The organism is Xanthomonas campestris pv. phormiicola (genome assembly GCA_025666215.1).
GTDB lineage: Bacteria > Pseudomonadota > Gammaproteobacteria > Xanthomonadales > Xanthomonadaceae > Xanthomonas_A > Xanthomonas_A campestris_A.
In genome coordinates this window covers 4570829-4596135 of record CP102593.1, presented here as the reverse complement: position 1 = coordinate 4596135, position 25307 = coordinate 4570829, and the positions used below count along the sequence as shown (strand labels likewise).

At 70.3% G+C, this 25307-nt stretch carries 25 protein-coding genes, 1 pseudogene and 1 riboswitch; of the genes and pseudogenes, 12 read left to right on the top strand and 14 right to left on the bottom strand.

What is annotated here, in order from left to right:
- The first annotated feature begins 169 nt into the window (after positions 1-169).
- The 5 genes from NRY95_19355 to NRY95_19335 all read left to right on the top strand — a co-directional run bounded on the left by NRY95_19355 (position 170) and on the right by NRY95_19335 (position 6634).
- Positions 170-613 (top strand): heavy metal-responsive transcriptional regulator, encoded by a 444-nt coding sequence (locus NRY95_19355; protein ID UYC15822.1) that lies wholly within the window; start codon positions 170-172, stop codon positions 611-613.
- Positions 610-3054 carry a heavy metal translocating P-type ATPase gene (locus tag NRY95_19350; protein ID UYC15821.1) on the top strand — a complete coding sequence of 815 codons (2445 nt, stop codon included), beginning with the start codon at positions 610-612 and terminating at the stop codon, positions 3052-3054. Before NRY95_19355 ends, NRY95_19350 begins: the two co-directional genes overlap by 4 nt.
- A 43-nt stretch (positions 3055-3097) precedes the next feature.
- The gene (locus NRY95_19345; protein UYC15820.1) at positions 3098-3310 is read left to right on the top strand and encodes a heavy-metal-associated domain-containing protein; all 213 of its coding nucleotides are present in this window, start codon (positions 3098-3100) and stop codon (positions 3308-3310) included.
- 134 nt (positions 3311-3444) lie between these two features.
- Positions 3445-4548 carry a PLP-dependent cysteine synthase family protein gene (locus NRY95_19340; GenBank protein ID UYC15819.1) on the top strand — a complete coding sequence of 368 codons (1104 nt, stop codon included), beginning with the start codon at positions 3445-3447 and terminating at the stop codon, positions 4546-4548.
- A gap of 61 nt (positions 4549-4609) precedes the next feature.
- The gene (locus NRY95_19335) at positions 4610-6634 is read left to right on the top strand and encodes a M3 family metallopeptidase (protein ID UYC15818.1); all 2025 of its coding nucleotides are present in this window, start codon (positions 4610-4612) and stop codon (positions 6632-6634) included.
- A 303-nt stretch (positions 6635-6937) separates the two neighbouring features.
- Here the strand turns inward: NRY95_19335 and fabB are convergent, their stop codons facing one another.
- A complete protein-coding gene (gene fabB, locus NRY95_19330; protein ID UYC15817.1) occupies positions 6938-8149 on the bottom strand; it encodes a beta-ketoacyl-ACP synthase I in 1212 nt (403 codons plus the stop codon).
- Entirely contained in the window at positions 8149-8664 is a 516-nt protein-coding gene (fabA, locus tag NRY95_19325; protein ID UYC15816.1) for a 3-hydroxyacyl-[acyl-carrier-protein] dehydratase FabA, read from the bottom strand. The genes fabB and fabA overlap by 1 nt, the downstream gene beginning before the upstream one ends.
- A gap of 206 nt (positions 8665-8870) precedes the next feature.
- On the opposite strand from fabA, the gene dinB reads away from it, so the two are divergent.
- Positions 8871-9932, top strand: coding sequence for a DNA polymerase IV (gene dinB / locus NRY95_19320; protein UYC15815.1), 1062 nt, complete (start codon positions 8871-8873; stop codon positions 9930-9932).
- 52 nt (positions 9933-9984) lie between these two features.
- Here dinB and NRY95_19315 read toward each other — a convergent pair whose 3' ends face one another.
- Positions 9985-10197: a hypothetical protein gene (locus NRY95_19315; protein UYC15814.1), complete on the bottom strand. Its 213-nt coding sequence runs from the start codon at positions 10195-10197 to the stop codon at positions 9985-9987.
- A gap of 57 nt (positions 10198-10254) precedes the next feature.
- Positions 10255-10890, bottom strand: coding sequence for an NAD(P)H-binding protein (locus NRY95_19310; protein UYC15813.1), 636 nt, complete (start codon positions 10888-10890; stop codon positions 10255-10257).
- Positions 10891-10991: 101 nt separating this feature from the next.
- On the opposite strand from NRY95_19310, the gene NRY95_19305 reads away from it, so the two are divergent.
- Complete coding sequence (locus tag NRY95_19305; GenBank protein UYC15812.1) at positions 10992-11894, top strand: LysR family transcriptional regulator; 903 nt, start codon at positions 10992-10994, stop codon at positions 11892-11894.
- A 44-nt stretch (positions 11895-11938) separates the two neighbouring features.
- Complete coding sequence (gph, locus tag NRY95_19300; protein UYC15811.1) at positions 11939-12592, top strand: phosphoglycolate phosphatase; 654 nt, start codon at positions 11939-11941, stop codon at positions 12590-12592.
- Between the two features lie 156 nt (positions 12593-12748).
- On the opposite strand, the gene NRY95_19295 is transcribed toward gph, so the two are convergent.
- Genes NRY95_19295 through NRY95_19285 form a run of 3 tightly spaced genes read right to left on the bottom strand, consistent with a single transcriptional unit; the run spans position 12749 to position 14490 of the window.
- On the bottom strand, positions 12749-13588 hold the full coding sequence (locus NRY95_19295) for an MBL fold metallo-hydrolase (GenBank protein ID UYC15810.1): 840 nt from the start codon (positions 13586-13588) through the stop codon (positions 12749-12751).
- A 21-nt stretch (positions 13589-13609) separates the two neighbouring features.
- Positions 13610-13936 carry a hypothetical protein gene (locus NRY95_19290; GenBank protein ID UYC15809.1) on the bottom strand — a complete coding sequence of 109 codons (327 nt, stop codon included), beginning with the start codon at positions 13934-13936 and terminating at the stop codon, positions 13610-13612.
- Between the two features lie 8 nt (positions 13937-13944).
- A complete protein-coding gene (locus NRY95_19285; protein ID UYC15808.1) occupies positions 13945-14490 on the bottom strand; it encodes a hypothetical protein in 546 nt (181 codons plus the stop codon).
- A 140-nt stretch (positions 14491-14630) separates the two neighbouring features.
- On the opposite strand from NRY95_19285, the gene NRY95_19280 reads away from it, so the two are divergent.
- Complete coding sequence (locus tag NRY95_19280) at positions 14631-15530, top strand: LysR substrate-binding domain-containing protein (protein UYC15807.1); 900 nt, start codon at positions 14631-14633, stop codon at positions 15528-15530.
- A gap of 114 nt (positions 15531-15644) precedes the next feature.
- Here NRY95_19280 and btuB read toward each other — a convergent pair whose 3' ends face one another.
- From btuB to NRY95_19265, 3 genes are all read right to left on the bottom strand, one after another.
- The gene (gene btuB / locus NRY95_19275; protein ID UYC15806.1) at positions 15645-17516 is read right to left on the bottom strand and encodes a TonB-dependent vitamin B12 receptor; all 1872 of its coding nucleotides are present in this window, start codon (positions 17514-17516) and stop codon (positions 15645-15647) included.
- Positions 17517-17625: 109 nt separating this feature from the next.
- Positions 17626-17843, bottom strand: a riboswitch (cobalamin riboswitch).
- Between the two features lie 26 nt (positions 17844-17869).
- Positions 17870-18286: a TfoX/Sxy family protein gene (locus tag NRY95_19270; GenBank protein UYC15805.1), complete on the bottom strand. Its 417-nt coding sequence runs from the start codon at positions 18284-18286 to the stop codon at positions 17870-17872.
- A gap of 7 nt (positions 18287-18293) precedes the next feature.
- Entirely contained in the window at positions 18294-18776 is a 483-nt protein-coding gene (locus NRY95_19265) for a GAF domain-containing protein (protein UYC15804.1), read from the bottom strand.
- Between the two features lie 188 nt (positions 18777-18964).
- On the opposite strand from NRY95_19265, the gene bioD reads away from it, so the two are divergent.
- A complete protein-coding gene (gene bioD, locus NRY95_19260) occupies positions 18965-19660 on the top strand; it encodes a dethiobiotin synthase (GenBank protein ID UYC15803.1) in 696 nt (231 codons plus the stop codon).
- A 284-nt stretch (positions 19661-19944) separates the two neighbouring features.
- Here the strand turns inward: bioD and NRY95_19255 are convergent, their stop codons facing one another.
- From NRY95_19255 to NRY95_19245, 3 genes and pseudogenes are all read right to left on the bottom strand, one after another.
- Positions 19945-20316, bottom strand: a complete 372-nt coding sequence (locus tag NRY95_19255) for a phasin family protein (GenBank protein ID UYC15802.1) — start codon at positions 20314-20316, stop codon at positions 19945-19947.
- A gap of 274 nt (positions 20317-20590) precedes the next feature.
- Complete coding sequence (gene queD / locus NRY95_19250) at positions 20591-20950, bottom strand: 6-carboxytetrahydropterin synthase QueD (GenBank protein UYC15801.1); 360 nt, start codon at positions 20948-20950, stop codon at positions 20591-20593.
- 181 nt (positions 20951-21131) lie between these two features.
- A pseudogene (locus tag NRY95_19245) lies at positions 21132-22442 on the bottom strand (DEAD/DEAH box helicase).
- A gap of 373 nt (positions 22443-22815) precedes the next feature.
- Here NRY95_19245 and NRY95_19240 point away from each other — a divergent pair.
- The gene (locus NRY95_19240) at positions 22816-23805 is read left to right on the top strand and encodes a fumarylacetoacetate hydrolase family protein (GenBank protein UYC15800.1); all 990 of its coding nucleotides are present in this window, start codon (positions 22816-22818) and stop codon (positions 23803-23805) included.
- A gap of 91 nt (positions 23806-23896) precedes the next feature.
- Positions 23897-24556 carry a maleylacetoacetate isomerase gene (gene maiA, locus NRY95_19235; protein ID UYC15799.1) on the top strand — a complete coding sequence of 220 codons (660 nt, stop codon included), beginning with the start codon at positions 23897-23899 and terminating at the stop codon, positions 24554-24556.
- A gap of 81 nt (positions 24557-24637) precedes the next feature.
- Here maiA and NRY95_19230 read toward each other — a convergent pair whose 3' ends face one another.
- Entirely contained in the window at positions 24638-25306 is a 669-nt protein-coding gene (locus tag NRY95_19230; protein UYC15798.1) for a DUF4124 domain-containing protein, read from the bottom strand.
- Position 25307 lies beyond the last annotated feature (1 nt).

Here is a 25307-nt window from a genome sequence, read left to right as displayed (position 1 = left end):
CGGTTCGCCGGCGCGGCACCCTGGAGCCGGGTCCAGGGCGGGCGAGTTGGCGCGGCGATGCCCGCCGGGCAAGGCGTTGGCCGCTGCGTGAGCCGCCAATGAACGCTTCGCGCACAATCGTGGACACCGGCTTGACCCTGGACCGACGTCCAGGGAGTAGGTTGGACGCATGAAACCGGTCGCCCCTCCGTCCCGCTTCACCATCGGCGCGCTCGCGCGCCAGGCCGACGTCGCCATCGACACGGTCCGCTACTACGAGCGCCAGGGCCTGCTGCCGGCGCCGCCGCGGCGCGCGTCCGGCTACCGCGACTACGACGCTGGCGCCGTGGAGCGGGTGCGTTTCATCCGCCGCGCCAAGGACCTGGGCTTCTCGCTGGAGGAGATCGGCGACCTGCTCGCGCTGCAGGACGACCGCCTGCATGGCGTGCAGGGCATCAAGCAGCGCGCCAGCAAGCGCCTGCACGAACTGGATCGGCGCATCGCGCAGCTGACCGAGATGCGCGATGCGCTGGCCGTGCTGGTCGCCGACTGCCCGGGCAGCGGGGAGCCCGAATGCTGCCCGATCCTCGGCGATATCCGCGGCGACGCGGCGGCGGGCAAACTGCAGCCATGAACGCTGCGACCACCACCACGTTGAGCCTGCCGGTGCAGGGCATGAGCTGCGCCTCCTGCGCAGTCGGCCTGGAGCGGGCGCTCCGGCAATTGCCCGGAGTCGATGCCCAGGCCAACTACGCCGCCGCGCGCGTCCGCCTGGACTACGACCCGCAGCAGGTCGATGCGCGGACGCTGCTGCAGCGCATCGCGCAGGCCGGCTACACGGTGCCGACGCAGACGCTGACCCTGGAACTCAGCGGCATGAGCTGCGCGTCCTGCGCGGCCGCGATCGAGGCGGTGCTGGCGAAGACGCCCGGGGTGGTCGCCGGCGGCGTCAATCTGGCCTCGGCCAAGGCGCGCGTGGCGTACGTGCCGGAGTTGATCGCGCCGGCCGACATCGTCGCGCGGATCGGCAGCGCCGGCTTCGGCGCCAGCGCCATCGGCGAAATGGACGGGACGCAGGTGGCGGCACGCGAACGGGCCGAGCGCCGCGCCTGGCATCGCGAACTGGGCCTGTTCGCCGCATCGGCGCTGCTGACCCTGCCGTTGTTCGTGCAGATGTTCGGCATGTTCGACATCTCCGGCATCGCCCATGCGCTCAGCGGCGCGCACGCCGAGCCCTTGCCGCGCTGGCTGCAACTGCTGCTGGCCACGCCGGTGCAATTGTGGATTGGCGCGCGCTTCTACCGCGCCGGGTTCAGGGCGTTGCGCAACGGCCGCGCCAACATGGACGTGCTGGTCGCGCTCGGCACCGGCATGGCCTATCTGTACAGCGCCGCGGTCACCGTGTTCGGCCTGGCCGGGCAGCATGTGTACTTCGAGGCCAGCGCGTCGATCATCACCTTGATCCTGCTCGGGCGCCTGCTGGAAGCGCGCGCCAGGCGCAGGACCTCGTCGGCGATCCGTGCGCTGCTCGACCTCAAGCCCAAGACCGCCAGGGTGGAGCGCGACGGCGCGATCGTGGACATCGATGTCGCCGAGCTGGTCGTCGGCGATGTGTTCGTGGTCGCCGCCGGCGAGCGCGTGCCGGTGGACGGCGAGGTGCTCGACGGCCGTTCCAGCGTGGACGAGGCGATGCTGTCGGGCGAGGCGATGCCGGTGGCCAAGGAGCCGGGCAGCCGCCTGTTCGCCGCCACCGTGAACCAGTTCGGCATGCTGCGCGCGCGCGCCACCGGGGTCGGCGCCGACACGCTGCTGGCGCAGATCATCCGCATGGTCGATGCGGCGCAGGGCTCCAAGGCGCCGATCCAGCATCTGGTCGATCGCATCGCCGGCGTGTTCGTGCCGGCGGTGATCGCCATCGCCATGCTCACCCTGGCCGCGACCTGGTGGCTGAGCGGCAGTTTTGCCACCGCGCTGGTGCATGCGGTGGCGGTGCTGGTGATCGCCTGTCCGTGCGCGCTGGGCCTGGCCACGCCGACCGCGATCATGGTCGGCACCGGCGTGGGCGCCAGGGCCGGCATCCTGATCCGCAACGCCGAGGTGCTGGAGCGCGCCCGCGCGCTGAGCACGCTGGTGCTGGACAAGACCGGCACCCTGACCGAAGGCCGGCCGCAGGTGACCGCGATCGGCGTGGCGCAAGGCGGCGATGCGACGGCGCTGCTGCGACTGGCCGCCGCGCTGGAGGTCGGGTCGGCGCATCCGCTGGCCGAAGCGATCGTGCGGCGCGCCGCCGACGACGGCGTGCGCGGGACGCTGCCGCTGCCGGTGGCGGCGGTCGAGACGGTGCCCGGCAAGGGCGTGCGCGGCCGCGTCGATACCCGCGAGGTGGCGCTGGGGTCGCTGGCGTGGCTGCGCGAGCTGTGCGTGCAGGCGCCGGACGCGGCGCTGCTGCAGCGGGCCGAGGCGGCGCAGGCCAAGGGCCAGAGCCTGGTCGCGGTCGCGCTGGACGGCCGCCTGGCCGGCTACATCGGCATCGCCGATCCGTTGCGCGCCGGTGCCCTCGAGGCGGTGGCGCGGCTCAAGGCGCGCGGCATCGAGGTGGTCATGCTCAGCGGCGACAACCGCCATGTCGCGCAGGCCGTGGCCGCGCAGACCGGCATCGCGCGGGTGCTGGCCGAGGTGCTGCCGCAGCACAAGGCCGAGGAAGTACGGCGCCTGCAGGCCGAGCGCGGCGCGCACGTCGGCATGGTCGGCGACGGCATCAACGATGCGCCGGCGCTGGCCGCCGCCGACGTCAGCTTCGCCATCGGCGCCGGTTCGGACATCGCCGTGGAAGCGGCCGACGTGGTGCTGGTGCATGGCGACCTGGACGGCGTGGCCACCGCCATCGACCTGTCCGCGGCGACCTTGCGCAAGATCCGCCAGAACCTGTTCTTCGCCTTTTTCTACAACGTGCTCGGCATCCCGCTGGCCGCGTTGGGCCTGCTCAATCCGGTGCTCGCCGGCGCGGCGATGGCGCTGAGTTCGATCTCGGTGCTGGCCAATTCCCTGCTGCTGAACCGCTGGCGGCCGCGCTGAGCGCGGCGCGGCGGCAACGTTATTTCCAAACGAGGACACTGCAATGCGCCATCTCGAACTCACGGTCCAGGGCATGACCTGCGGCGGCTGCTCGGCGCGGCTGCAACGGGTGCTGGAGGCCAGCGCCGGGGTCGCCGCGGCCGCGGTCGTGCTGGACGGCGGCCGCGTCGGCGTCGACTACGACGAGACCCGCACCGACGCCGCGGCGATCGAGCGCGCCATCGCCGATGCCGGCTTCGGCGTCGCGGCAGGCTGACTGAGCGGCGGTGCGCCGGGGCGGCCAAGGCGCCGCCGCCAGGTGAACGTCGCCGGCCTTGCCGCCCCGGCGCAGCCCCAGGGCGCGGGGCGTGCGTGTATCGTGGACGCGATTTTCCCGTCCTGCGCACCGCCATGACCCCTCGCGATTGGGTGGCCAACGCCATCCAGAAGATCGAAGCCGATTTCAACCGTTCGGCCGACACCCACCTGATCCCGCTGGACCTGCCCGGTTTCCCCGGCATCGACCTGTATTTCAAGGACGAGTCCAGCCATCCCACCGGCAGCCTCAAGCACCGCCTGGCGCGCTCGCTGTTCCTGTACGCGCTGGCCAACGGCTGGCTGCGCGAGGGGCGGCCGGTGATCGAGGCCTCGAGCGGCTCCACCGCGGTGTCCGAAGCCTATTTCGCGCGCCTGCTGGGATTGCCGTTCATCGCGGTGATGCCGGCCGCGACCTCGCCGGAGAAGATCGCCGCGATCGAGTTCCAGGGCGGGCGCTGCCACCTGGTCGAGCGCGCCTGCGACCTGCACGCCGATTCGGTGCAGCTGGCGCGCGCCAGCGGCGGCCACTTCATGGACCAGTTCCTGTACGCCGAGCGCGCCACCGACTGGCGCGCCAACAACAACATCGCCGAGTCGATCTTCCGGCAGATGCAGGAAGAACCGCACCCGGTGCCGGAATGGATCGTGTGCAGCCCCGGCACCGGTGGCACCGCCGCCACGCTGGGCCGCTACGTGCGCTACCGCCGCCACGCCACCCGCATCCTGTGCGCGGATCCGGAAGTGTCGGTGTTCTTCGAAGGCTATTGCGAAGCGCTGGCCGGGCGCGACTACGCCGGCCTGGCCAGCACCGGCGGTTCGCGCATCGAGGGCATCGGCCGGCCGCGGGTGGAATCGAGCTTCATCCCCAGCTGCGTCGATGCGATGGTCAAGGTGCCCGATGCGCTGAGCCTGGCGGCGATGCGCTACGTGAGCGCGCGCCTGGGCCGTCGCGTCGGCGGCTCCACCGGCACCAACTTCGTCGGCGTGCTGCAGGCGGCGACGCGGATGCGCGAGCAGGGCCGCAGCGGTTCCATCGTCACCATCCTGTGCGACAGCGGCGAGCGCTACGGGCACAGCTACTACCAGCCCGACTGGTACCGCCAGCACGGCATCGACGTGGAGCAGGCCGACGCGCAGCTGGCCGCGGCGGTGGCCGGCGCCGGGCTGCCGCCGCTGGCTTGTGCCGCGCTGTCCTGACCGCCATATCCCCCTCGAGGCCGGCAGCGCCGGCCCTTCCTCCGCTACCGAGATTCCCGCGATGACCAATCCCCTGCTCGATTTTTCCGGCCTGCCGCGCTTCGATGCGATCCAGCCCGAGCACATCGGCCCGGCGATCGACGCGCTGCTGGCCGCCGCCGAAGCCGCGGTCGCGCAGGCCGAGCAGGTCGCGCCGGTGAGCTGGGACCGCTTCGTGGTGCCGCTGGACGACGCCACCGAGCGCCTGTGGCGCGCCTGGGGCCAGGTCAACCACCTGCAGGGCGTGGTCAATACGCCGGCGCTGCGCGAGGCCTACAACGCCAACCTGCCCAAGCTGACGCGCTTCTCCAGCGCGCTGGGGCAGAACCTGGCGCTGTTCGCGCAATACCGCGCGCTGGCCGCCTCGCCCGAGGCCGCCGGCTACGACGCGGCGCGACGCAAGGTGCTGGACAACGCGCTGCGCGATTTCCGCCTGGGCGGCGCCGAACTGGGCGATGCCGACAAGCAGCGTTTCGCCGCGATCCAGGAAGAGCTGTCGGCACTGTCGGCGAAGTTCTCGCAGAACGTGCTCGACGCCACCGATGCGTGGTCGCTGCAGATCGACGACAGTGCGCGCCTGGCCGGCCTGCCCGAGGACGTGGTCGCCGCCGCGCGCGCGGCCGCGGACAAGGACGGCCAGGCCGGCTGCAAGCTGACCCTGCAGATGCCGTGCTACCTGCCGGTGCAGATGTACGCCGACGACCGCGCGCTGCGCGAGACCCTGTACCGCGCCAACGCGATCCGCGCCTCGGAGTTCGGCGACCCGGCGCTGGACAACAGCGCGGCGATCGAACGCATCCTGGCGCTGCGCGGCGAACTGGCCGGCCTGCTCGGTTTCGCCAGCTACGCCGAGTATTCGCTGGCGACCAAGATGGCGCAGAACCCCGACGAGGTGCTGGGCTTCCTGCGCGACCTGGCCGCGCGCGCCAAGCCCTACGCGCAGCGCGACCGCGCCGAGCTGGAAGCGTACGCGCGCGAGCATCTGGGCCTGGACGAACTGCAGGCCTGGGACCTGGCCTACGCCAGCGAAAAGCTCAAGCAGGCGCGCTACAGCTTCTCCGAGCAGGAAGTGAAGCGCTACTTCACCGAGCCGAAGGTGCTGGATGGCCTGTTCGGCGTCATCGGCGACCTGTACGGCCTGCAGGTGCAGGCCGACAGCGCCCCGCTGTGGCATCCGGACGTGCGCTTCTTCCGCGTCAGCGATGCGCGTGGCCGCCTGGTCGGGCAGTTCTACCTCGACCTGTACGCGCGCGAGGGCAAGCGCGGCGGCGCCTGGATGGACGACTGCCGCAACCGCCGCGACCGCGTCGACGGCGTGCAGACGCCGCTGGTATACCTGGTGTGCAACTTCGGCCGCGGCAGCGACGGCAAGCCGGCGACTTTCACCCACAACGACGTCACCACCCTGTTCCACGAGATGGGCCACGGCCTGCACCAGTTGCTGACCCAGGTCGGCGAACTCGGCGTGGCCGGCATCAACGGCGTGGAATGGGATGCGGTGGAACTGCCCAGCCAGTTCATGGAGAACTTCTGCTGGGAATGGCCGCGGCTGCAGGCGATGACCGCGCACGTGGACAGCGGGCAGCGGCTGCCGCGTGCGCTGTTCGACAAGCTGCTCGCGGCGAAGAACTACCAGAGCGGCATGTTCACCGTGCGCCAGCTGGAATTCGCGCTGTTCGACATGCAGCTGCACCACGCCTTCGATGCGGCCGGCGACAGCATGTTGCAGCTGCTCGAACGCGTGCGCGACGAAGTCGCGGTGAACCGGCCGCCGGCATGGAACCGCTTCCCGCACCAGTTCAGCCACATCTTCGCCGGCGGCTACGGCGCCGGCTACTACAGCTACAAGTGGGCCGAAGTGCTCAGCGCCGACGCCTATGCCGCGTTCGAGGAAGCGCCGGACCAACTGGCCGCCACCGGCGCGCGCTTCCTGCAGGAGATCCTGGCGCGCGGCGGCAGCCGTCCGGCGCTGGAGAACTTCACCGCGTTCCGCGGCCGCGCGCCGGAACTGGACGCCTTGCTGCGGCACAGCGGCATGGCGGGGTAAAGGGGCTCTTCGGGACTCGGGACTCGGGACTCGGGACTCGGGACTCGGGATTTTCGCAAGTGCGCTGCAGTTGCGCTTTTCTGTGGCAGGGGCTCAAGCCCCTGCCACAGAAAAGCGGCTGTGCTGCAACAGCAAGAAAAGATCGTTCTTTTTCTAAAAAATCGGCGCTTTTTTCATCAAATCGCTTGACAGCGATTTGCCCCGGGACAGCATCCCGAGTCCCGAGTCCCGAGTCCCGAGTCCCGAGTCCCGAGTCCCGAGTCCCGAGTCCCGAGTCCGGAGTCCGGAGTCCGGAGTCCGCCCTCAGCCCACCTTGCCGAACACCAGCGCAGCGTTGGTGCCGCCGAAGCCGAAGCTGTTGGACATCACCGTGCGCAAGGTCGCCTCGCGGCTCTCGCGCACGATCGGGAAGCCCTCGGCGCGCGGGTCCAGCGCGTCGATGTTGGCCGAGCCGGCGATGAAGCCGTCGCGCATCATCAGCAGGCAGTAGATCGCCTCGTGCACGCTGGCCGCGCCCAGCGAATGCCCGGACAGCGCCTTGGTCGAGGACAGCGGCGGCACCGCATCGCCGAACACTTCGCGCACCGCGCCCAGTTCGGTGACGTCGCCCAGCGGCGTCGAGGTGCCGTGCGTGTTGAGGTAGTCGATCGGCGCGTCCACGCCCTGCATCGCCATCTGCATGCAGCGCACCGCGCCTTCGCCGGACGGGGCGACCATGTCGGCGCCGTCGGAGGTCACGCCGTAGCCGAGCAGTTCGGCATGGATGCGCGCGCCGCGCGCCACCGCGCGTTCGTAGTCTTCCAGCACCAGCATGCCGCCGCCGCCGGCGATGACGAAACCGTCGCGCTCGGCGTCGTACGGGCGCGAGGCCACCGCCGGGCGGTCGTTGAAGACGCTGGACAGCGCGCCCATCGCGTCGAACATCAGGCTCATGGTCCAGTCCAGTTCCTCGCCGCCGCCGGCGAACATCACGTCCTGCTGGCCGTGGCGGATCAGGTCCGCGGCCGCGCCGATGCAGTGCGCCGACGTCGCGCACGCCGCCGACAGCGAGTAGCTCACGCCCTTGATCTTGAACGCGGTGGCCAGGCTGGCCGAGACCGCCGAACACATCGTGCGCGGCACCATGTACGGGCCGACCTTGCGCACGCCGCGGTTGCGCAGCAGGTCCGCCGCTTCCACCTGCCAGTGGCTGGAACCGCCGCCGGACCCGGCGATCAGGCCGGTGCGCACGTCGCTGACCACGGCCTCGTCCAGGCCCGCATCGGCGATCGCATCGCGCAGCGCCAGGTACGCATACGCCGACGCATCGCCCATGAAGCGCTTGAGCTTGCGATCGATCAGCGCCTCCAGGTCCAGTTGCACGTCGCCGCCGACCTGGCTGCGCAGGCCGTGTTCGGCTGCCTCGGGGTTGGCGCGGATGCCGGCGCGGCTGTCGCGCAGCGCGCGCGACACCGTGTCCAGGTCGTTGCCCAGGCATGAGGTGATGCCCATGCCGGTGATCGCGACGCGGCGCATCAGAACGCCTCCGTCGAGGTGAACAGGCCCACGCGCAGATCCTTGGCGGTGTAGATCTCGCGGCCGTCCACCGACATGCGGCCGTCGGCCACCGCCATCACCAGCTTGCGGTTGATGACCCGGCTGATGTCCAGTTCGTAGACCACCTGCCTGGCGCTCGGCAGCACCTGTCCGCTGAACTTCACTTCGCCCACGCCCAGCGCGCGGCCGCGGCCGGGCGCGCCGATCCAGGTCAGGAAGAACCCGGTCAGTTGCCACAGCGCATCCAGGCCCAGGCAGCCGGGCATCACCGGATCGTCGATGAAATGGCAGCCGAAGAACCACAGGTCCGGGCGCACGTCGAGTTCGGCGCGGACCACGCCCTTGCCGTGCGCGCCGCCGTTGTCGTCGATGTGGGTGATGCGGTCGAACATCAGCATCGGATCGTTGGGCAGGCGTGCGGCCTCGGCGCCGAACAGTTCGCCGCGCGCGCTGGCGAGAAGGTGTTCGCGTGAATACGAAGTGAGGCGGCTCATGAGCGAATTTCCCAGGGCAGACAGTCGAGGCGCGCAAGCGTGCACGACGCCCGCGCTTTCAATCAAACGTTTTATCCGTACGCACGCGTAGCGTAGGCAGTGCTGCAATGCGGCGCGCTGAGCGAAATCAAGGCATGCGTTCGCAGTGCATGCGCAGGCCTGGCTTATCATGCGGCTACCGTTCGCTGGCGTAGGGTGCAGGGCCGATGCGCAAGATCATTCACGTCGACATGGATGCGTTCTACGCGTCCGTGGAGCAGCGTGACGATCCCGCATTGCGCGGCAAGCCGGTGGTGGTGGCATGGCGCGGCATGCGCTCGGTGGTGTGCGCCGCGTCGTACGAGGCGCGCGTGTTCGGCATCCGCTCGGCGATGCCGGCGTTGCGTGCCGAGCGCTTGTGCCCGGACGCGATCTTCGTGCCGCCGGATTTCGCGCGTTACAAGGCCGTGTCGCGGCAGGTGCGCGAGATCTTCCAGCGCCACACCGATCTGATCGAACCGCTGTCGCTGGACGAGGCCTATCTCGACGTCACCGCGCCCAAGGGCGATCTGGCCACCGCCACCGAGATCGCGCAGACCATCCGCGCGCAGATCCGCGAGGAAACCGCATTGACCGCCTCGGCCGGCATCGCGCCGAACAAGTTCCTGGCCAAGATCGCCTCGGACTGGCGCAAGCCCGATGGCCAGTTCGTGATCCGTCCGCACCGCGTCGAGGCGTTCCTGACCCCGCTGCCGGTCAGCAAGGTGCCGGGCGTGGGCAAGGTGATGCAGGCCAGGCTGGCGGCGCTGGGCATCGTCACCGTCGGCGACCTGCGTGCGCATGCCGAAGCGGAACTGGAAGCGCGCTTCGGCAGCTTCGGGCTGCGCCTGTATCAGCGTGCGCGCGGCATCGACGAGCGTCCGGTGGAATCGGACCAGCAGGTGCAGTCGATTTCTTCCGAAGACACCTTCGCCGAGGACCTGGCGCTGGACGCGCTGGAACCGGCGATCCGGCAGCTGGCGGAAAAGACCTGGAACGCGACCCGCCGCACCGAGCGCGTCGCGCGCACCGTGGTGCTGAAGTTGAAGACCGCGCAGTTCCGCATCCTGACCCGCAGCTTCACCCCGGAGCAACCGCCGCAATCGCTGCAGGCGCTGACCGACATCGCGCTGGCCTTGCGCCAGCGCGTCGACTTGCCCGCCTCCACGCGCTACCGCCTGGTCGGCGTGGGCCTGGCCGGCTTCCACGAGCCCGAACCGGTGCAGGCGCAGGGGCGGCTGTTCCGTTGAGCGGCATGCCGACGCGGGCGGTGCCGTGCACCGCCGCGCGCCGGCCGTTCGCTCACGGCCAGCGCAGTTCGTCCTTGGCGACCTGCGCGCTGAGTTGCAGCGCGTCCACGCCGCCCAGCTGCGGATAGCGCTGTTGCCTCGCTGCGACCAGCGCGGCGGCGTCCGTCGCCTTGGCGGTTTGCTCGTCGAACGCGCGGATGCAGGCGGCGGTGAAGCGCACCGCGGTCAGGTCCTGCGCCGCGGAGAACTGCGCATCGACCAGCATCGCGTCCCTGGCGCCGCTGACCGGCGCCGAGGCGACGCCGAACGCCCGGTGCGTCGCTCAGTACGCGGCGGTGGCGATCTGGCGCAGGTACTGCGGGCGCTCGATCTCGTCGACGAAGGCGCTGGCGTAGTCGGCGTAGCTGATCGCGCTATGGCCCTGCGCGTCGCCGAGCAGGGCGGTGGCCTGGGTGCGCACGCCGCCGCGCTGGTCGCCGGGGCCGATTTCCGCGGCCGGCGCGTAGAAGGTCCAGTCCAGGTCGGCGGCGGCCTGGAGGTGCTGCAGGGCGGCGCGGTGGGCCAGCGCGTAGGGCTTGTAGGCGTCGGGGAAGTCCGGCGTGTCCACCAGTTGCAGGCCCGGCGCCACTTCCAGGCTGCCGGCGCCGCCGACCACCAGCAGGCGGCGCACGCCGGCGCTGCGGGCAACATCGATCAGGGTCTGGGCCACGCCCGGAATGGTGTCGGCCGCGGCGGCGCCGGGGCCGTAGGCGCTGGCCAGCACGTCGTGGCCGCGCACCGCGGCGGCGAGCGCGGCGCGGTCGTCCAGCGACGCGAGCACGATGCTGGCGCCGTCCAGTTCCGGCGGCCGCGGCTGCGCATTGCGGACCAGCGCGGTGACGGCATGGCCGCGGCGCAGGGCTTCGCGGGCGATGTGGCGGCCGATATGGCCGGTTGCGCCGATCAGGGCGATGTGCATCGAGGGACTCCAGGGGACGGATGGGATGCGCACAGCCTAGTCCCGGCAATTAGCGCGATAAACCGCGTATAAGTCGATTATTTGTTGCATGGAACGAGCGAATGGACCGTCTGACCGCGATTGCCGTGTTCGTCGAGGTCGCCGAGCGCGGCAGTCTCACCGCGGCCGCCGAGGCGCTGGAGCTGTCGCGGGCGATGGTCTCGCGCCACCTGGCCGAACTGGAGCGCTGGCTGGGCGCGCGCCTGCTGCACCGGACCACGCGGCGGGTGACCCTGACCGGCGCCGGCGAGACCGCGCTGGCGCGGTTCCGGCCGATGCTGGCGATCGGCGCCTCGCTGCGCGACGAACTGGCCAGCGACGACCCGGAGCCGCACGGACAGCTGCGCGTCACCGCCTCGGCCTCGTTCGGCCAGGCGCATCTGGCCGCGGCGGCGGCCGAGTTCGTGGCCCGCCATCCGCAGGCGCGGGTGGACATGCTGCTGGCCGATCGCACGGTCAACCTGGTCGAGGAACGCATCGACCTGGCGGTGCGCATCTCGCATCGCGTCGACCCGGGCTTGATCGCGCGGCGCCTGAGCGTGTGCCGCTCGGTGCTGTGCGCGGCGCCGGCCTATCTGCAGCGGCGCGGCGCGCCGCACAGCGCCGCCGACCTGGCCGCACACAACTGCCTGGGCCATCACTACGTGGGCAGGCACGAGTGGCCGCTGCGCTACCGCGGCGAACCGGTGTCGGTGGCGGTGAGCGGCAACTTCACCGCCAACGAGGCCACCGTGCTGCTGGAGGCGGTGCGCGCCGGCGCCGGCATCGCCATGCTGCCGACCTACCAGGCCGCGGCGCTGCTGCGCAGCGGCGAATTGCAGCGCGTGCTGCCCGACCACGAACTGGACACGATGGACATCTTCGGCGTGTACGCCTCGCGCCGGCAGCAGCCGGCGATCGTGCGCGCGTTCCTGGATTTCCTGGTCGCGCGTTTCGGCGAGGTGCCGTACTGGGATCGCGACTGAGCGCGGCGCCTACAATGGGCGCTGCTTTCGCACCCGGGAACGACATGACATTTCCGTACGCGCTGGTGGTGTTCGATCTGGACGGCACCCTGGTGGACAGCGGCGCCGATATCGCCGAAGCGCTCAACCGCACGTTGGCCGAGTTCGGCCTGGCGCGCGTGCCCGAAGCCACCGTGCTCGGCTGGATCGGCGAGGGCGTGCGCAAGCTGGTCGAAACCGCGTGGCGGCATGCGCACGACGCCACTCCGATCGACGCGGTAATGCCGGCTTTCATGCGCCACTACGAAGAATGCCTGCTGCGCAGCCCGCGCCTGTACCCGGGCGTGGCCGAGGCGCTGGCGCAGTTGCGCGCGCGCGGCGTCACGCTGGCGCTGTGCACCAACAAGCCCTCGGCGTTCGTACAGCCGTTGCTGCGCCATCTCGGCGTGGCCGATGCGTTCGCCGCGGCGCTCGGCGGCGACAGCCTGCCCGAGCGCAAGCCCAGCCCGCTGCCGCTGCTGCACCTGGCGCAGCACTTCGCGCAGCCGCCGGCGCGCTGCCTGATGGTCGGCGATTCCGGCACCGACCTGCAGGCCGCGCACGCCGCCGGCATGCCGGCGGCACTGGTGCGCTACGGTTATCCGCGCGAGCTGGACCTGGCCACCGCCGACGTGGTGTTGCGGATGGACGACATGCGCGAGCTGCTGGCGCTGGGGTGAGGCGGGCCGCCAATCGCGCTCAGGGGAGCGTTTCGCCGCCTGCAACGTAACCGCAGCGGCGTGGCCGCGTTGGCCGGCGCCGACCCGGCGGTCGTCGCCTCAGCCATCACGGATCTGCCGTGGCCTCCCGATCCGCAGACGGAGAAGACGCCACTGTCATGCCTCATAGGTCACAGCGTAGGCCGCGTTGGTTCGTTCGATGCGTGCGAAGCCGAGTTCGCCGAAGTGCATGCCGGCGATCAGGAGCCGCTCCGTGCTGACCAGATCCAACAGCCGCGACCGCGTCGCGACTGCAAGCGCCGGATCATGGTCGAAGACGATCGACACCTCCGGGTGCGGCACCTGGATCTGCGGGAAATGCACGATGTCGCCCCAGACCAGCAGGCTGCGCTCGCCGGCGTCGAGACGATAGCCCGTGTGTCCGGCTGTGTGCCCTGGCAGCGGCAGGGCGGCGATGCCAGGCAACACCTCGCCTGCATCGAAGATGCGCAGCCTGTCGCGATAGCCGTCGAACACCTGGCGCGCGAGCAGGAAATTGCCGCGCGCGCGCGCGGCGGCGCGGCTCAGGTTGCCGTCGTCCTGCCAGAACGCGATCTCCCGACGCTGCACGACGAGTTCGGCATTCGGAAAGGCGACGTCTCCGGAGGCGTCGATCAGTCCCCCGACATGATCGGGATGGGCATGGGTCAGCAGGATCGCATCGATCTGTGCGGGGCGCAGGCCTGCCAGCGACAGGTTGCGCAGCAGCCGACCGCCCCATTGCTTGAAGCCGCCGGCACCGGCATCGATCAGGATCGTGCGGCCACGGCCTTGTACCAGGTAGCAGTTGATATGGACTGCGGAAGCGTCTTCCACCCGCCCATCGTTCTGCAGCTGCAGGGCGTCGGCCGGCTCCACGTTCATGAGCGCGTCCAGGCCGACGCCGAGATAGCCGTCGCTGATGGCGGTGATGGTGAAATCGCCGATCCGCTGGCTCGGGAAAACGTCCTTCGTCATCGCATTTCTCCGGATCGCCGATCAGTTGCGTGCATGAATGCAGTGCGCCGCGTAGCCGAAACAACGGATGCGGGCCGCGAAGCCGGTCGCTCGCCGGATGGCGTCATCGAGCCCTTCCATGAACTGTGCCATGACCGTCGGCGTGCGCGTCGCGGCGAGCCGGTAGCGGACGTCCGCGAAGATGGGGCGGCCGCGACCATGCAGGACGGGGACGTAGATGACATGCACGTTCTCCAGCGCGGCGAGAAGCAGGCCTGTGCACAGTGCGGTGCATTGCTCGGTCAGGTCCGAAAGCGCCGTGTCCGGCGGCATCGTGTGCGCCGGCAGGAAGAGGGTGACGTTCGGCATCGGCGGTCCTAGCGCGCCACGTCGGAGGCGCTGCCGAGGCCGCTGGTCAATTGCGCGGTCATGGGCGCGTAGACGTGCACGTCCTCCGGCAGCCGATCCATCGCAGGCAGCCTGGTGCGGTCGAGCGTCGCCAGCCAGCGGCGTTCCGGACATTTCTCCAGTTCCACCGCATGCATGGCGCATGGAGTCAGTCCCAGCCCGATCAGCGGCTCGGCGCCGGTGGCACTCGACAGCAGCACGTCGTGGCGGCCCACGGCGGGGGCCCGATCGAGGCCGGCGTAGAGGTTGCGGTGCCAGTCGACGATGTGCCGTTGCCAGCGTGCGAAGTTGCCGCCGCCCTTCCGGCGATAGTCCTCGCCGGTCAGGATGTGCAGGCCATCGATCGCGTGCACTGCCAGATAGGTGGGGTAGCCGCCGCGCAAGGCCTTGAAGCGTTGCGAACTGTGGAAGCCCTGCACCGAGATGAGCGCCGGCAGCTTGTCCAGGCTGTAGAAGTCGTTCCATTCCGCTTCGCTGGCGGGATCGGCGAAGCTGCATTCCACCGTGTAGATCATTGCGTCGGCCTTGCCTTTCGTTGATGTCCGCTCATGGTAGGCCGGCGTTTTCAGCGCGAATATCGATATTCGATCACGCTTCAGTGACGCGATGTCATGGTGGACGGGTCGAATGCCGTACCACCGCCCTGGAGCCGTACATGCGCCGCAAGCTTCCCAGCCACTCCGCGCTCATGGCATTCGAGGCGGCTGCCCGGCATGCCAGCTTCGCGCGTGCGGCCGAGGAACTGGCCTTGACCGAAGGCGCGATCAGCCGCCAGATCGGCCGGCTGGAAGCTTTTCTGGGCGTCACCTTGTTCGCCAGGATCGGCAACCGGGTCAGGCTCTTGCCGAACGGCGAGCGTTATGCGGCACAGGTGCGCGAGACGCTCGACCGGCTGGAACGCGACAGCCAGTACCTGATGGGCCAGCGCAGCGACGGGGCCAGTCTCGACATCGCCGTGCTCCCGACCTTCGCCACGCGCTGGCTCATTCCCCGCCTGAAACACTTCCAGACCCGGCACCCGAACATCACCGTGCACCTGGCCGAGCGCATGCAGCCGTTCGTCCTGGCCGGCAGCGGTTTCGATGCGGCCCTCCATTTCGAGCACCCGGCCTGGACGGGAATGCGCACGCATCGGTTGTGGCAGGAGGTGCTGGTGCCGGTCTGCCATCCGGCGCTGCTCGCTGGGAAAGACGCCGCGACCGCGCTTGATACGTTGCCGCGCCTGCATCGCCGCCAGAACCCGGACGCGTGGCAGCGCTATGCGCAGGAAACCGGGATCGGGCTGACGCATCCAGCGATCGGCGCCCGCTACGATCTCCACGCCATGTCGATCGAGGCGGCGCTGGCCGGCCTCGGTGTCGCGCTGGTACCACGCCTCTATGTCGCGGCCGAGCTGGCCGCCGGCCGGCTCGTCGCGCCATGGCCCGACGCCACCTCGATCTCCAAGACCTTCTGTCTTGTGCTGCCGGAACCGATCCGGTTGAACGATGCGCCAATCCAGATGCTGGCGGACTGGCTCATCGAGGAAGCGCGGGCGTCGTCCCCCATGCCCTGACGGCGGTGCCTGGGCCATGCCGCGCGGGGCGAGGCGCGTCGCGTCGCCCGCGCATGCCTGCGATGACTGCATGTGCAGCGGGCCGCGCCGTCCGGCGCAGCCCGCTGCAGGGGCTCAGCGCGCCGCCGGCGCGTAGCGCAGGGTCAGCGCGTACTCGCGGCCCGGCTGGTTGTACCAGCTGATGGTCTGGTAGTCGCGATCGAACACGTTGCTGGCCTTGGCCTGCAGCGTCCAGTCCGCCGCGAACGCATATTCCACGCGCAGGTCCAGCGTGCCGTAGCCGGCCAGGCGCACGCTGTTGGCTGCGTCGTCGTAGCGGTGGCCGCTGCCGAATGCGGTGACGCCGAGCTTGACCGGGCCGAAGCCGCGGTCCACGTCCAGCCGCGCGGTGTCACGCGCGCGCCGCGCCAGCCAGTTGTCGCGGTTGGCGCCGTCGCTGCGGTTGCGCGGATCGGTGTGGCTCAGCTGCGCCGACAGCTCCCAGCCGGCCAGCGTGGCGTAGCCGGTCAGCTCGGCGCCGCGGATCCGCGCCTTGTCCACGTTGACCGGCAGGAAGCTGGCGGCGTCGTAGGAGATCAGCTCGTCGACCCGGGTCTCGTAGACGTTGAACGTCCAGTTCCAGCTGTCGGCGTACTGCGCCACGCCCAGGTTGCCGCTCTTGGACTTCTCCGGCTTCAGGTCCGGATTGCCGGAAAACGGGTAGTACAGGTCGTTGAAGGTCGGCGCCTTGAAGCCGGTGCCGAGGCTGGCGGTGAGCTTGAAGCCGCCGTCCAGCGCCAGGCCCCAGCCCAGGCTGCCGGTGGTGTGCTGGCCGAACTGCTCGTTGTCGTCGCTGCGCACGCTGGCCTGCACCTGCTGCGCGCCGAAGCGGCCCTGGTACTCGGCGAACACGCCGGTGTTGTCGCGCTGGTCCACGTCGTAGGCGGTGGTGCCGGTGACTTCCTCGCGCTGCCAGTCGGCGCCGGCGCTGAGCAACTGATCCTCGGCCAGGCCGAAATCGCCCTGCAGCGAGGCGGTGTCGCGGCGGCTGTCGAAGGTGCTGACGAAGCTGCGCGTGCCGCTGCCGGCGGCGTGGTAGTAGCTGTCGGCCTGGTCGGTGTTGCGGCCGAGCTGCGCGGCCAGGTGCACGCGCTCGGACGGGGTCCAGTCGAGCTTGCCGCCGAACACCTGCTGGGTGTTGTCGGCTTCGTTGCCGGCGTACAGCGGATCGCCGTCGTACTCGTTGCGGCTGTCGATGTTCAGCGCCTGGCCTTCCAGGCGCAGCGTGTCGCTCAGCGCATAGCCGCCGCGCGCGCTGAGCGAGGTGTTGCGGTAACCGTCGCGGTCCGGCTCGTCGACGTAGCAGCCGGCGAACAGGGTGGCCGAGCCGTTGCAGGCGTTGATGCCGTCGGTCTTCTGGTAACCGCCCTGCACCGACAGCCAGCCGCGCTCGCCGCGGTTGCTGAAGCCGGCGCTGGCCTCGCGCAGGCCGTTGCTGCCGGCGCCCAGGCTCAGGTTCTGCTGCAGGCCCTGGCCGCCGCGGCGGGTGAAGATCTGGATCACGCCGCCGATCGCATCGGAGCCGTACAGGCTCGAGCGCGGGCCGCGCACGATCTCGATGCGCTCGATCTGGCTCAGCGGCAGGTCCTGGAACGCGGCCAGGCCGGCGCTGGCCGAGCCGATGCGCACGCCGTCCACCAGCACCAGCACGTGGTCCGATTCGCTGCCGCGCAGGCTCAGCGTGGTCAGCTTGCCCAGCCCGCCCTGGTTGGAGACGCCGATGCCGGCGCGGCCCTGCAGCAGCTGCGCCAGCGAGGTCGCCTGGCTGCGTTCGATCTCGGCGCGGTCGATCACCTGCGCCGGGACCACGCTGTCCTCGACCGAGATCTGGGTGCGGGTGGCGGTGACCAGGACCTGGTCCAGGTCGGTGGCGGCATCGGCGGCGAGCGCCAGCGAGGGCAGGGACAGGGCGGACGCGATCGCGACCGAAAGCAGGCGGGACGACATGGGGCAACTCCGGCGCGCGGGCGCGCTGTGACGGCGAAGGAGTCGCGAACGGAAGGTGCAAGCGGACGGCGCCAGGCGCGGCGCGGCACGCCGCGACGCCCTCCGCATCGCAACCAGTGAACTGCAAGGCCGGTCTCCGGGCTGGCGATCTGGGAGTCGGACTCCCGGCTGCGACGCCTTCCCATGCCCGAGGCACAGTGGCGCAAGTCGTCAGCGCGGATCGCTTACCGTTGCGGGGGCAGCGCCGGCCTTGTCGCAAGACGCACCGGCTTCCCGTTTCAACCTGCAGGCCGGAGCCGGGAGGTCACCTTGAAGCGGCGCGATTGTACGCGATCGCCGCTGTTGCGCGCGGATCAGTCGTCGTCGCGCTCGCTGGCGTGGCCGTCGTCGCGTTCGTGGTCGTCGGGTGCGTCGTGCGTGTCGTGCGCATAGGGCGTGTCGCTGCGGTCGCCATCGCGGTCGAAATGGGTGGTCGCCACCGGTCCGGCCACCGGCAGGCCGCGCTGCGCCGGCAACTGCGCCGCCGCGGCGTCAAGCTCGCCGAGAAGTTGCGCGCGCCGCGCCTCGGGCAGTTCCTGCCAATGGCAGCCGGTCAGTGCGCCTTCCAGCGAATACAGCAGGTTGAGGCTGGGCTTGAAGCCGGCGCGCTTGACCTTCAGGAACGCGCCGACCGCGCCGGCCGCGGCCAGGTCCTGCTGCGTGCGCAGGCCGACCTGGCGCAGCCAGGCCGCGCTCTTGGGACCGATGTTGCGCAGTTTCTCGGTGCTCATCGCCGGCTCATCGCAGCGCGTCGACGAAGACCTGGGCGATCGCTTCCAGGCCGCGCTGGTCGTCGGCATCGAAGCGTGCCAGGTCCGGGCTGTCCAGGTCGAACACGCCGATCAGCTCGCCAGCGCGCAGCAGCGGCACCACCAGCTCCGAGCGCGATGCCGCATCGCAGGCGATATGCCCGGGAAAGGCCTCGACGTCGTCGATGCGCTGGGTCTGGCCGGTGCTGGCGGCGGCGCCGCACACGCCCTTGTGCAGCGGAATGCGCACGCAGGCGGGCAGGCCCTGGAACGGCCCGACCACCAGTTCCTTGCCGTCGTACAGGTAGAAGCCGACCCAGTTCAGTGCCGGCAGCGCGTGGTACACCAGCGCCGCCAGGTTGGCGGCATTGGCGATGCGGTCGGGCTCGCCGCTGACCAGGGAACGGGCCTGGGCGAGCAGTTGGGCGTACTGTTCCGGCTTGCTGCCGGTGAGCGAAGAGGAAGCGAACATCACGCGAGTCTAGCAGCGGCCGATGGCGGCCTGTGCGCCGGCGCCTGTCGAGGCGCGAGGCAGGACCGCAGCCCGAGGCGCCAGTCCCGAGCGCACCGGCGAAAGGCGCGGCAGCGCTGACGCGCCGCGGCGCGCCGGCTATCCTGCGCGCCCGCGCCGCATGCGCCGACCTCGAGGATCCTGCCACGATGCGCTTCCCCGCCTTCTACGTCACCGGCACCGATACCGGCATCGGCAAGACCGTCGCCAGCACCGCGTTGCTGCACGCGTTGCGCGCGCGCGGGCAGACGGCGGTGGGCATGAAGCCGGTCGCCAGCGGCTGCGAGCGCAGCGCGGACGGCTGGCGCAACGAGGACGCGCTGGCGCTGCAGGCGGCGAGCATGCCGCGGCCGGACTACGCCGATCTGAACCCCTACGCCTTGCCGTTGCCGCTGGCGCCGGAACTGGCGGCCGCCGACGCCGGGGTGTGCGTGGAAGTGGGGCCGATCGCCGACGCCTTCGCGCGGTTGCGGGCGCAAGCCGACGTGGTGGTGGTGGAAGGCGTCGGCGGCTGGGCGGCGCCGCTGTCGGCGACCCTGGAGCAGGCCGATGTGGCGCGCGCGCTGGCGCTGCCGGTGGTGCTGGTGGTCGGCTTGCGGCTGGGCTGCCTCAACCACGCCCGGCTCACCGCCGCGGCGATCGCCGCCGACGGCCTGCGCTGCATCGGCTGGATCGGCAACGAGATCGATCCGGCGATGGAGCGCATCGACGCCAACATGCGCATGCTGCAGGAGCGGCTGCCGATACCCTGCTGGGGGCGCTTGCCGTATCGGCCGCAGCCGGACCCGGCGGCGCTGGCGGCGTCGCTGCGCCCATGGCAGGGCGCGCAGATGGCGCAGGACTGAGCCGGCGCCTGGGCGGAAGCGCGCGCAGCGCAGGAGCCGCTTCCGCGAGGAAAGGACTGTTGTGAAGGAGGGGCTTTCAGCCCGGATGCTGGACTGGAAAACTTCGGCCCTAGGCCCTGGCAGGCAGCGCAGGAACGCCCGCACTTGCGAATCCCAAATCCCGAATCCCGAATCCCGGCCACAAAAAAGACCCGGTAGAGGGAGGGATCTACCGGGTCTTGGCTGCACGGGGGGAGGGACCCGCGCGTACCACTGGTCAGTCGTGCGGCTGCGCCGCAGTGGACTTATTTGGTCTTGGCCTTCGGTGCGGCCTGATCGCTGGCCGCCTCGAACTGGCTCTTGGCGAGCTGGCCGATGGCTTCGGAGGTCTTCAGGCCGAGCCCGAACACTTCCTGGTTGGCCGTGGCCAGCCGCTCGAAATTGTCGCGGGCGATCTGCAGGCCCTTCGGCCACAGCGACTGCACGCTGCCGAGGTCGCGCGCTTCGGTGAGTTCGCCGAGGAAGCCGGTGGTCGCGGCGACGTTCTTCTCGAAGGTCTTCAGCTGCACGCCGAACACGCTTTCAGCGCTTTCCAACGCCAGGCGGTTGGCGCGCGAAGCGGCGGCGGCGAACTGCTGGGTGTAGCTGCTGAACTGATCGTTGAATTGAGCGGACATCATGCAACTCCAGGGGAATGCCGATTTGCTGTTGCAGTGCAACATACGCGCATTCTGCTGCAATGCAACATTATTTTCTGAAGCCGCTCAGGTTTCGTTCAAACTGGCTTTCGGATCAACGGGTTGGCGCCGAGTCGAGCAGCTCCGGCGCGGCTCGCCCGCCCCTCGGACAGACACCGATTGCGCCGCCGGCCCCTCGGAGCGGGCCGGCCACCGGACATCCGTCAGGTCCCGTCATCCCGCCCTTGCGAATCCCCAATCCCCAATCCCTGCCTCAAGCAGGACCGCGATACCGGCAACCAGAGGTGCAGGTCTCGTGGACCACCACCTCGCTCAGCAGCGGCAATGCCGGCTTGAGCCGTTCCCAGATCCACACCGCCAGGCGTTCGCTGGTCGGGTTCTCCAGTCCCTCGATGTCGTTGAGGTAGTGGTGGTCGAGGCGGTCGTAGATCGGACGGAACGCGGCCTTGATGTCGCCGAAGTCCATGACCCAGCCGGTGTCGGCGCCAGGTTCGCCGCTGACGTGCAGCTCGATCCGGAACGAATGCCCGTGCAGCCGCGCGCACTTGTGGCCGGGCGGGACGTTGGGCAGGCGGTGCGCCGCTTCGAGGGTGAAGATCTTGAAGATATCCATGGCGTCATTGTAAGTGGCGGGGGAATCGGCCGGCGGCTCGCCGGAACGGAGGCGTGGTGTCGCGCCAGCGACGCGTTGCGAAAACACGAACGCCGCCCGGAGGCGGCGTTCGCGGTGCTGCGGTCAACTGCGCTCAGCGTGCGGCGCTGGGCTGGCCGCCGCCGCGACGGCGCTCGCCCTGGCGGCGTGCGCCACCCGGCTGGGCGGCGCCGGCCGGCTTGGCCCCGGCATGCGCGTGCGGGCGCGGCGCATCGCCGTGCGGACGCCGCGCATGGGTGCTCTTGCGCGGCGGACGCTGGCCGCCCGGACGCTCGTCGGCCGGATTGTTGTTGCCCCAGCGGATCGGCGTGGACGGCTCGAAGCCCGGCACGTCGCGAATGTCCATCTCGCGCTTGAGCATGCGCGAGATCGCGCGCAGCAGCTTGGCCTCGTCCTGCGCCACCAGCGATACCGCCTCGCCCTGCGAGCCGTTGCGGCCGGTGCGGCCGATCCGGTGCACGTAGTCCTCGGCGACCATCGGCAGGTCGTAGTTGATGACCTTCGGCAACTGGTCGATGTCGATGCCGCGCGCGGCGATGTCGGTCGCCACCAGCACGGTGATGCGGCCGGCCTTGAAGTCGCTCAGCGCGCGCAGGCGCTGGCCCTGGCTCTTGTTGCCGTGGATCGCGGCAGTTTTCAGCCCGGACTTGTCCAGGAACATGGTCAGCTTGTCGGCGCCGTGCTTGGTGCGCGCGAACACCAGCGTCTGCATGCGCGAATCGGCGGCCAGCAGATGCAGCAGCAGCTCGCGCTTGCGCGTGCCGTCGACCGGGTGCACGCGGTGGGTGATGGTGTCGGCGACGGTGTTGCTCGGCGTGGCCTGGATTTCCTGCGGGTCGTGCATGAACTCGCGGGCCAGCTGCTTGATGCCTTCCTCGAAGGTGGCCGAGAACAGCAGGGTCTGCCGGTTCTGCTTGGGCAGCTTGGCCAGGATGCGCTTGATCGAGGGCAGGAAGCCCATGTCGAGCATGCGGTCGGCTTCGTCCAGCACCAGGATCTCGATGCCCGACAGGTCCACGCTGCGCCGCTCGAGGTGATCGAGCAGGCGGCCCGGGCAGGCGATCAGCAGGTCCACGCCGCGACGCAGCGCGTCGAGCTGGTTGCCCATGCCGACGCCGCCGTAGATGGTGGTGCTGGGGATGCGCAGGTACTTGCTGTAGCCGCGCAGGCTGTCGTGCACCTGGGTGGCCAGCTCGCGGGTCGGGGTCAGGATCAGCGCGCGCGGCTTGCGTGCGCCATTGCCGACCGGCTGCGGCGAGGTGCCCAGGTGCTGCAGCAGCGGCAGGCCGAACGCGGCGGTCTTGCCGGTGCCGGTCTGCGCGCCGGCCATCAGGTCGTGGCCGGCCAGCGCCAGCGGAATCGCCTGCAACTGGATCGGGGTGGGGGTTTCATAACCCTGCTCGGCCAACGCACGCAGCAGGAAGGGCGCCAGGCCCAGGGATTCGAACGACATCGAGGAAAGCTCCGGATAACGCGCCGTCGCCGGGACGTGCCGGCGTGCAGACGCAAGTAGGGTGAGGCTCGGAGCGTTCCCGTGAACCGCGCTGCGAGAGGGTGGATCAACCCGGAGCAGACAGCGCTCGGGTTTGTCGGCACCACGAAAGGCGTCGGGCGGGGCGGGCGAGCGGATCGAACGATCCTGGCCTCGCCGGCGATCCCTAAGGGAAACGGACGGCCGCATGCAGACCGCGCCAGTCTACGCTGAATTGGCGCGTTGCACAAAAGCCGCAGTGGGCCATCCGACAGCCGGCGATTCCGTTTCAGTTGCAACCAATATCCGGTCTGGCCGTACAATCGCCCGATCGGCTCCCCAGCACTGGACGGACATGAAGCTAGGTTCCCTGAAGGAAGGCGGTCGCGACGGCACCCTGATCGTCGTTTCCCGCGATCTGACCCGCGCCGTGCGCGCCACCGGCATCGCCGCGACCCTGCAGCGCGCGCTGGAGGACTGGAGCAATCTGGCGCCGCGCCTGAACGCGCTGTCCGAGTCGCTCAACGACGGCAGCGCCGATGGCCAGTTCGACCTGGACCTGGCCGCGCTGGCCGCGCCGCTGCCGCGCGCCTACGAATTCCTCGACGGCAGCGCCTACCTGCCGCACGTGGAGCGGGTGCGGCGCGCGCGCGGCGCCGAGGTGCCGGAGAGCTTCTACACCGATCCGCTGATGTACCAGGCGGTCAGCGCCGGCTTCTACGGCCCGCGCGATGCGGTCAAGGTGGTCAGCGAGGACTACGGCATCGACCTGGAGGCGGAGATCGTGGTGGTCACCGACGACGTGCCGATGGCGGTCGATGCGCAGCAGGCCGCCGCGCATATCCAGCTGGTCGGGCTGGTCAACGACGTGTCGCTGCGCAACCTGATCCCGGCCGAGCTGGCCAAGGGCTTCGGCTTCGTGCAGTCCAAGCCGCGCTCGGCGCTGTCGCCGGTGTTCGTCACCCCGGACGAACTGGGCGAGGCCTGGCGCGACAACAAGCTGCATCTGCCGCTGCTGACCCACATCAACGGCGCCTGGTTCGGCGCGCCGGAAGCCGGCGAGGACATGCAGTTCGATTTCGCGCAACTGGTCGCGCACGCGGCCAAGACCCGGCCGCTGGCGGCCGGCGCGGTGATCGGCTCGGGCACCATCGCCAACCAGGACACCACGCGCGGCGCCTCCTGCTTCGCCGAGCTGCGCGTGGTGGAAACGCTGCGCGACGGCCAGCCCAGCACGCCGTTCATGAAGTTCGGCGACGTGGTGCGGATCGAGATGCTGGACCGTGACGGAGTAAGCATCTTCGGTGCGATCGAGCAGCGCATCGAGCCGGCGTCCCGCCCCTGACCCGGCCAGCGGCGGTGCCAAGACGACCGGCGGCGCCGCGGCGGCGGTGTCCACCGGTATCGTGATCGTCCGGATGCGGAGAGGGCAGAGCGTGGAAGAGGCGTTGCAGCTGTACACCTACTGGCGGTCCAGCGCCGCCTATCGCGTCCGCATCGGCCTCAATCTGAAGGGGCTGGCCTATCAGGCGCTGCCGGTGCACTTGCTGCGCGACGGTGGCCAGCAGCATTCGCCCGAGTACGCGCGGCTCAATCCGCAGGAACTGGTGCCCACGCTGTGCCACGACGGCCAGCCGATCCGCCAGTCGCTGGCGATCCTGGAATACCTGGACGAGCGCTGGCCGGAGCCACCGTTGTTGCCCGACGCGGCGATCGACCGTGCCCGGGTGCGCGGGCTGGCGCAACTGATCGCCAGCGACGTGCATCCGCTCAACAACCTGCGCGTGACCCGGTTCTTCGAGAACGTCTGGAACGTGCCGCAGTCCGAGCGCGAAGAGTGGATGCTGCACTGGATCGTGCTGGGCTTCGATGCGCTGGAGCAGTTGCTTGCCGAGTCGCCCGATACCGGCACTTACTGCCACGGCGAACAGCCGGGAATGGCCGATTGCTGCCTGGTGCCGCAGGTGTTCAACGCGCGCCGTTTCGGCGTGGACATGCAGGCGTATCCGACCATCGCGCGGATCGAGCAGGCCTGCCTGGCGCTGCCTGCGGTCGAGGCGGCGCGGCCGGAGCGGCAGCCGGACGCGCAGGGCTGAGCCCGGCGCCTTGCTCTTGCAGAAGCGGCTTCAGCCGCGACAGGGGCGTTGCCGGAGCGGCTGTCGCGGCTGAAACCGCTCCTACAGGGGGCGAGGCGGCGCGCTGGCGTCCTGCTCCGGCGCGCCGCAGCTGCTGGCGTCCAACACCTGCTGGCGGCGCCGGAATTCCTGCCGCAGCGGCTCTGCGTGCTCGGGCACCGCGAAGCGCCAGTGCGTCTCGGCTTCGGCCACGTAGCTCTTCCAGGCCTCGCAGCTGCCTGCCTCGGGCAGCGCCTCGCAGCGGTCGCGAAGCACCTCGCAGGCGCTGCCGCCGGTCTTGTCGGGGCCGCCGTCCAGGCCCATGGTGCGCATGGGAACGCAGCGCGGCGGCGGCTCGGCGGTTTCGCCGACGTAGCGCTGCTGCTCGTAGGTGGTGCAGGCGTACAGCGTGGGCGGCGGCAGGCGCGGCGCGCTCGGCACCGGTGGCGCTGGCGGCGGTGCCGGTGGATCGGGCGTGGCGGCCACAGCGGCGGGTGCGGGCGCCGGCGGTGCGGGCGCGGCCGGTGCAACCGGCGGGGCAACCGGCACCTGCGCGGGGGCGCGGCCGACGCCCTGCATGATCTTCTTTTCCTGGCTCATGCCCTTGGGGCATGGCTGATTCTGCACGGTCAGGTTGTCGTACGCGTCGGTGCAGCGATAGAACGCCACTTGCTCGGCCTGCGCGGCGCCGGCGCAGGCCAGGAGCGCGGCGAGGCAGGCGCCGCCGCGCATC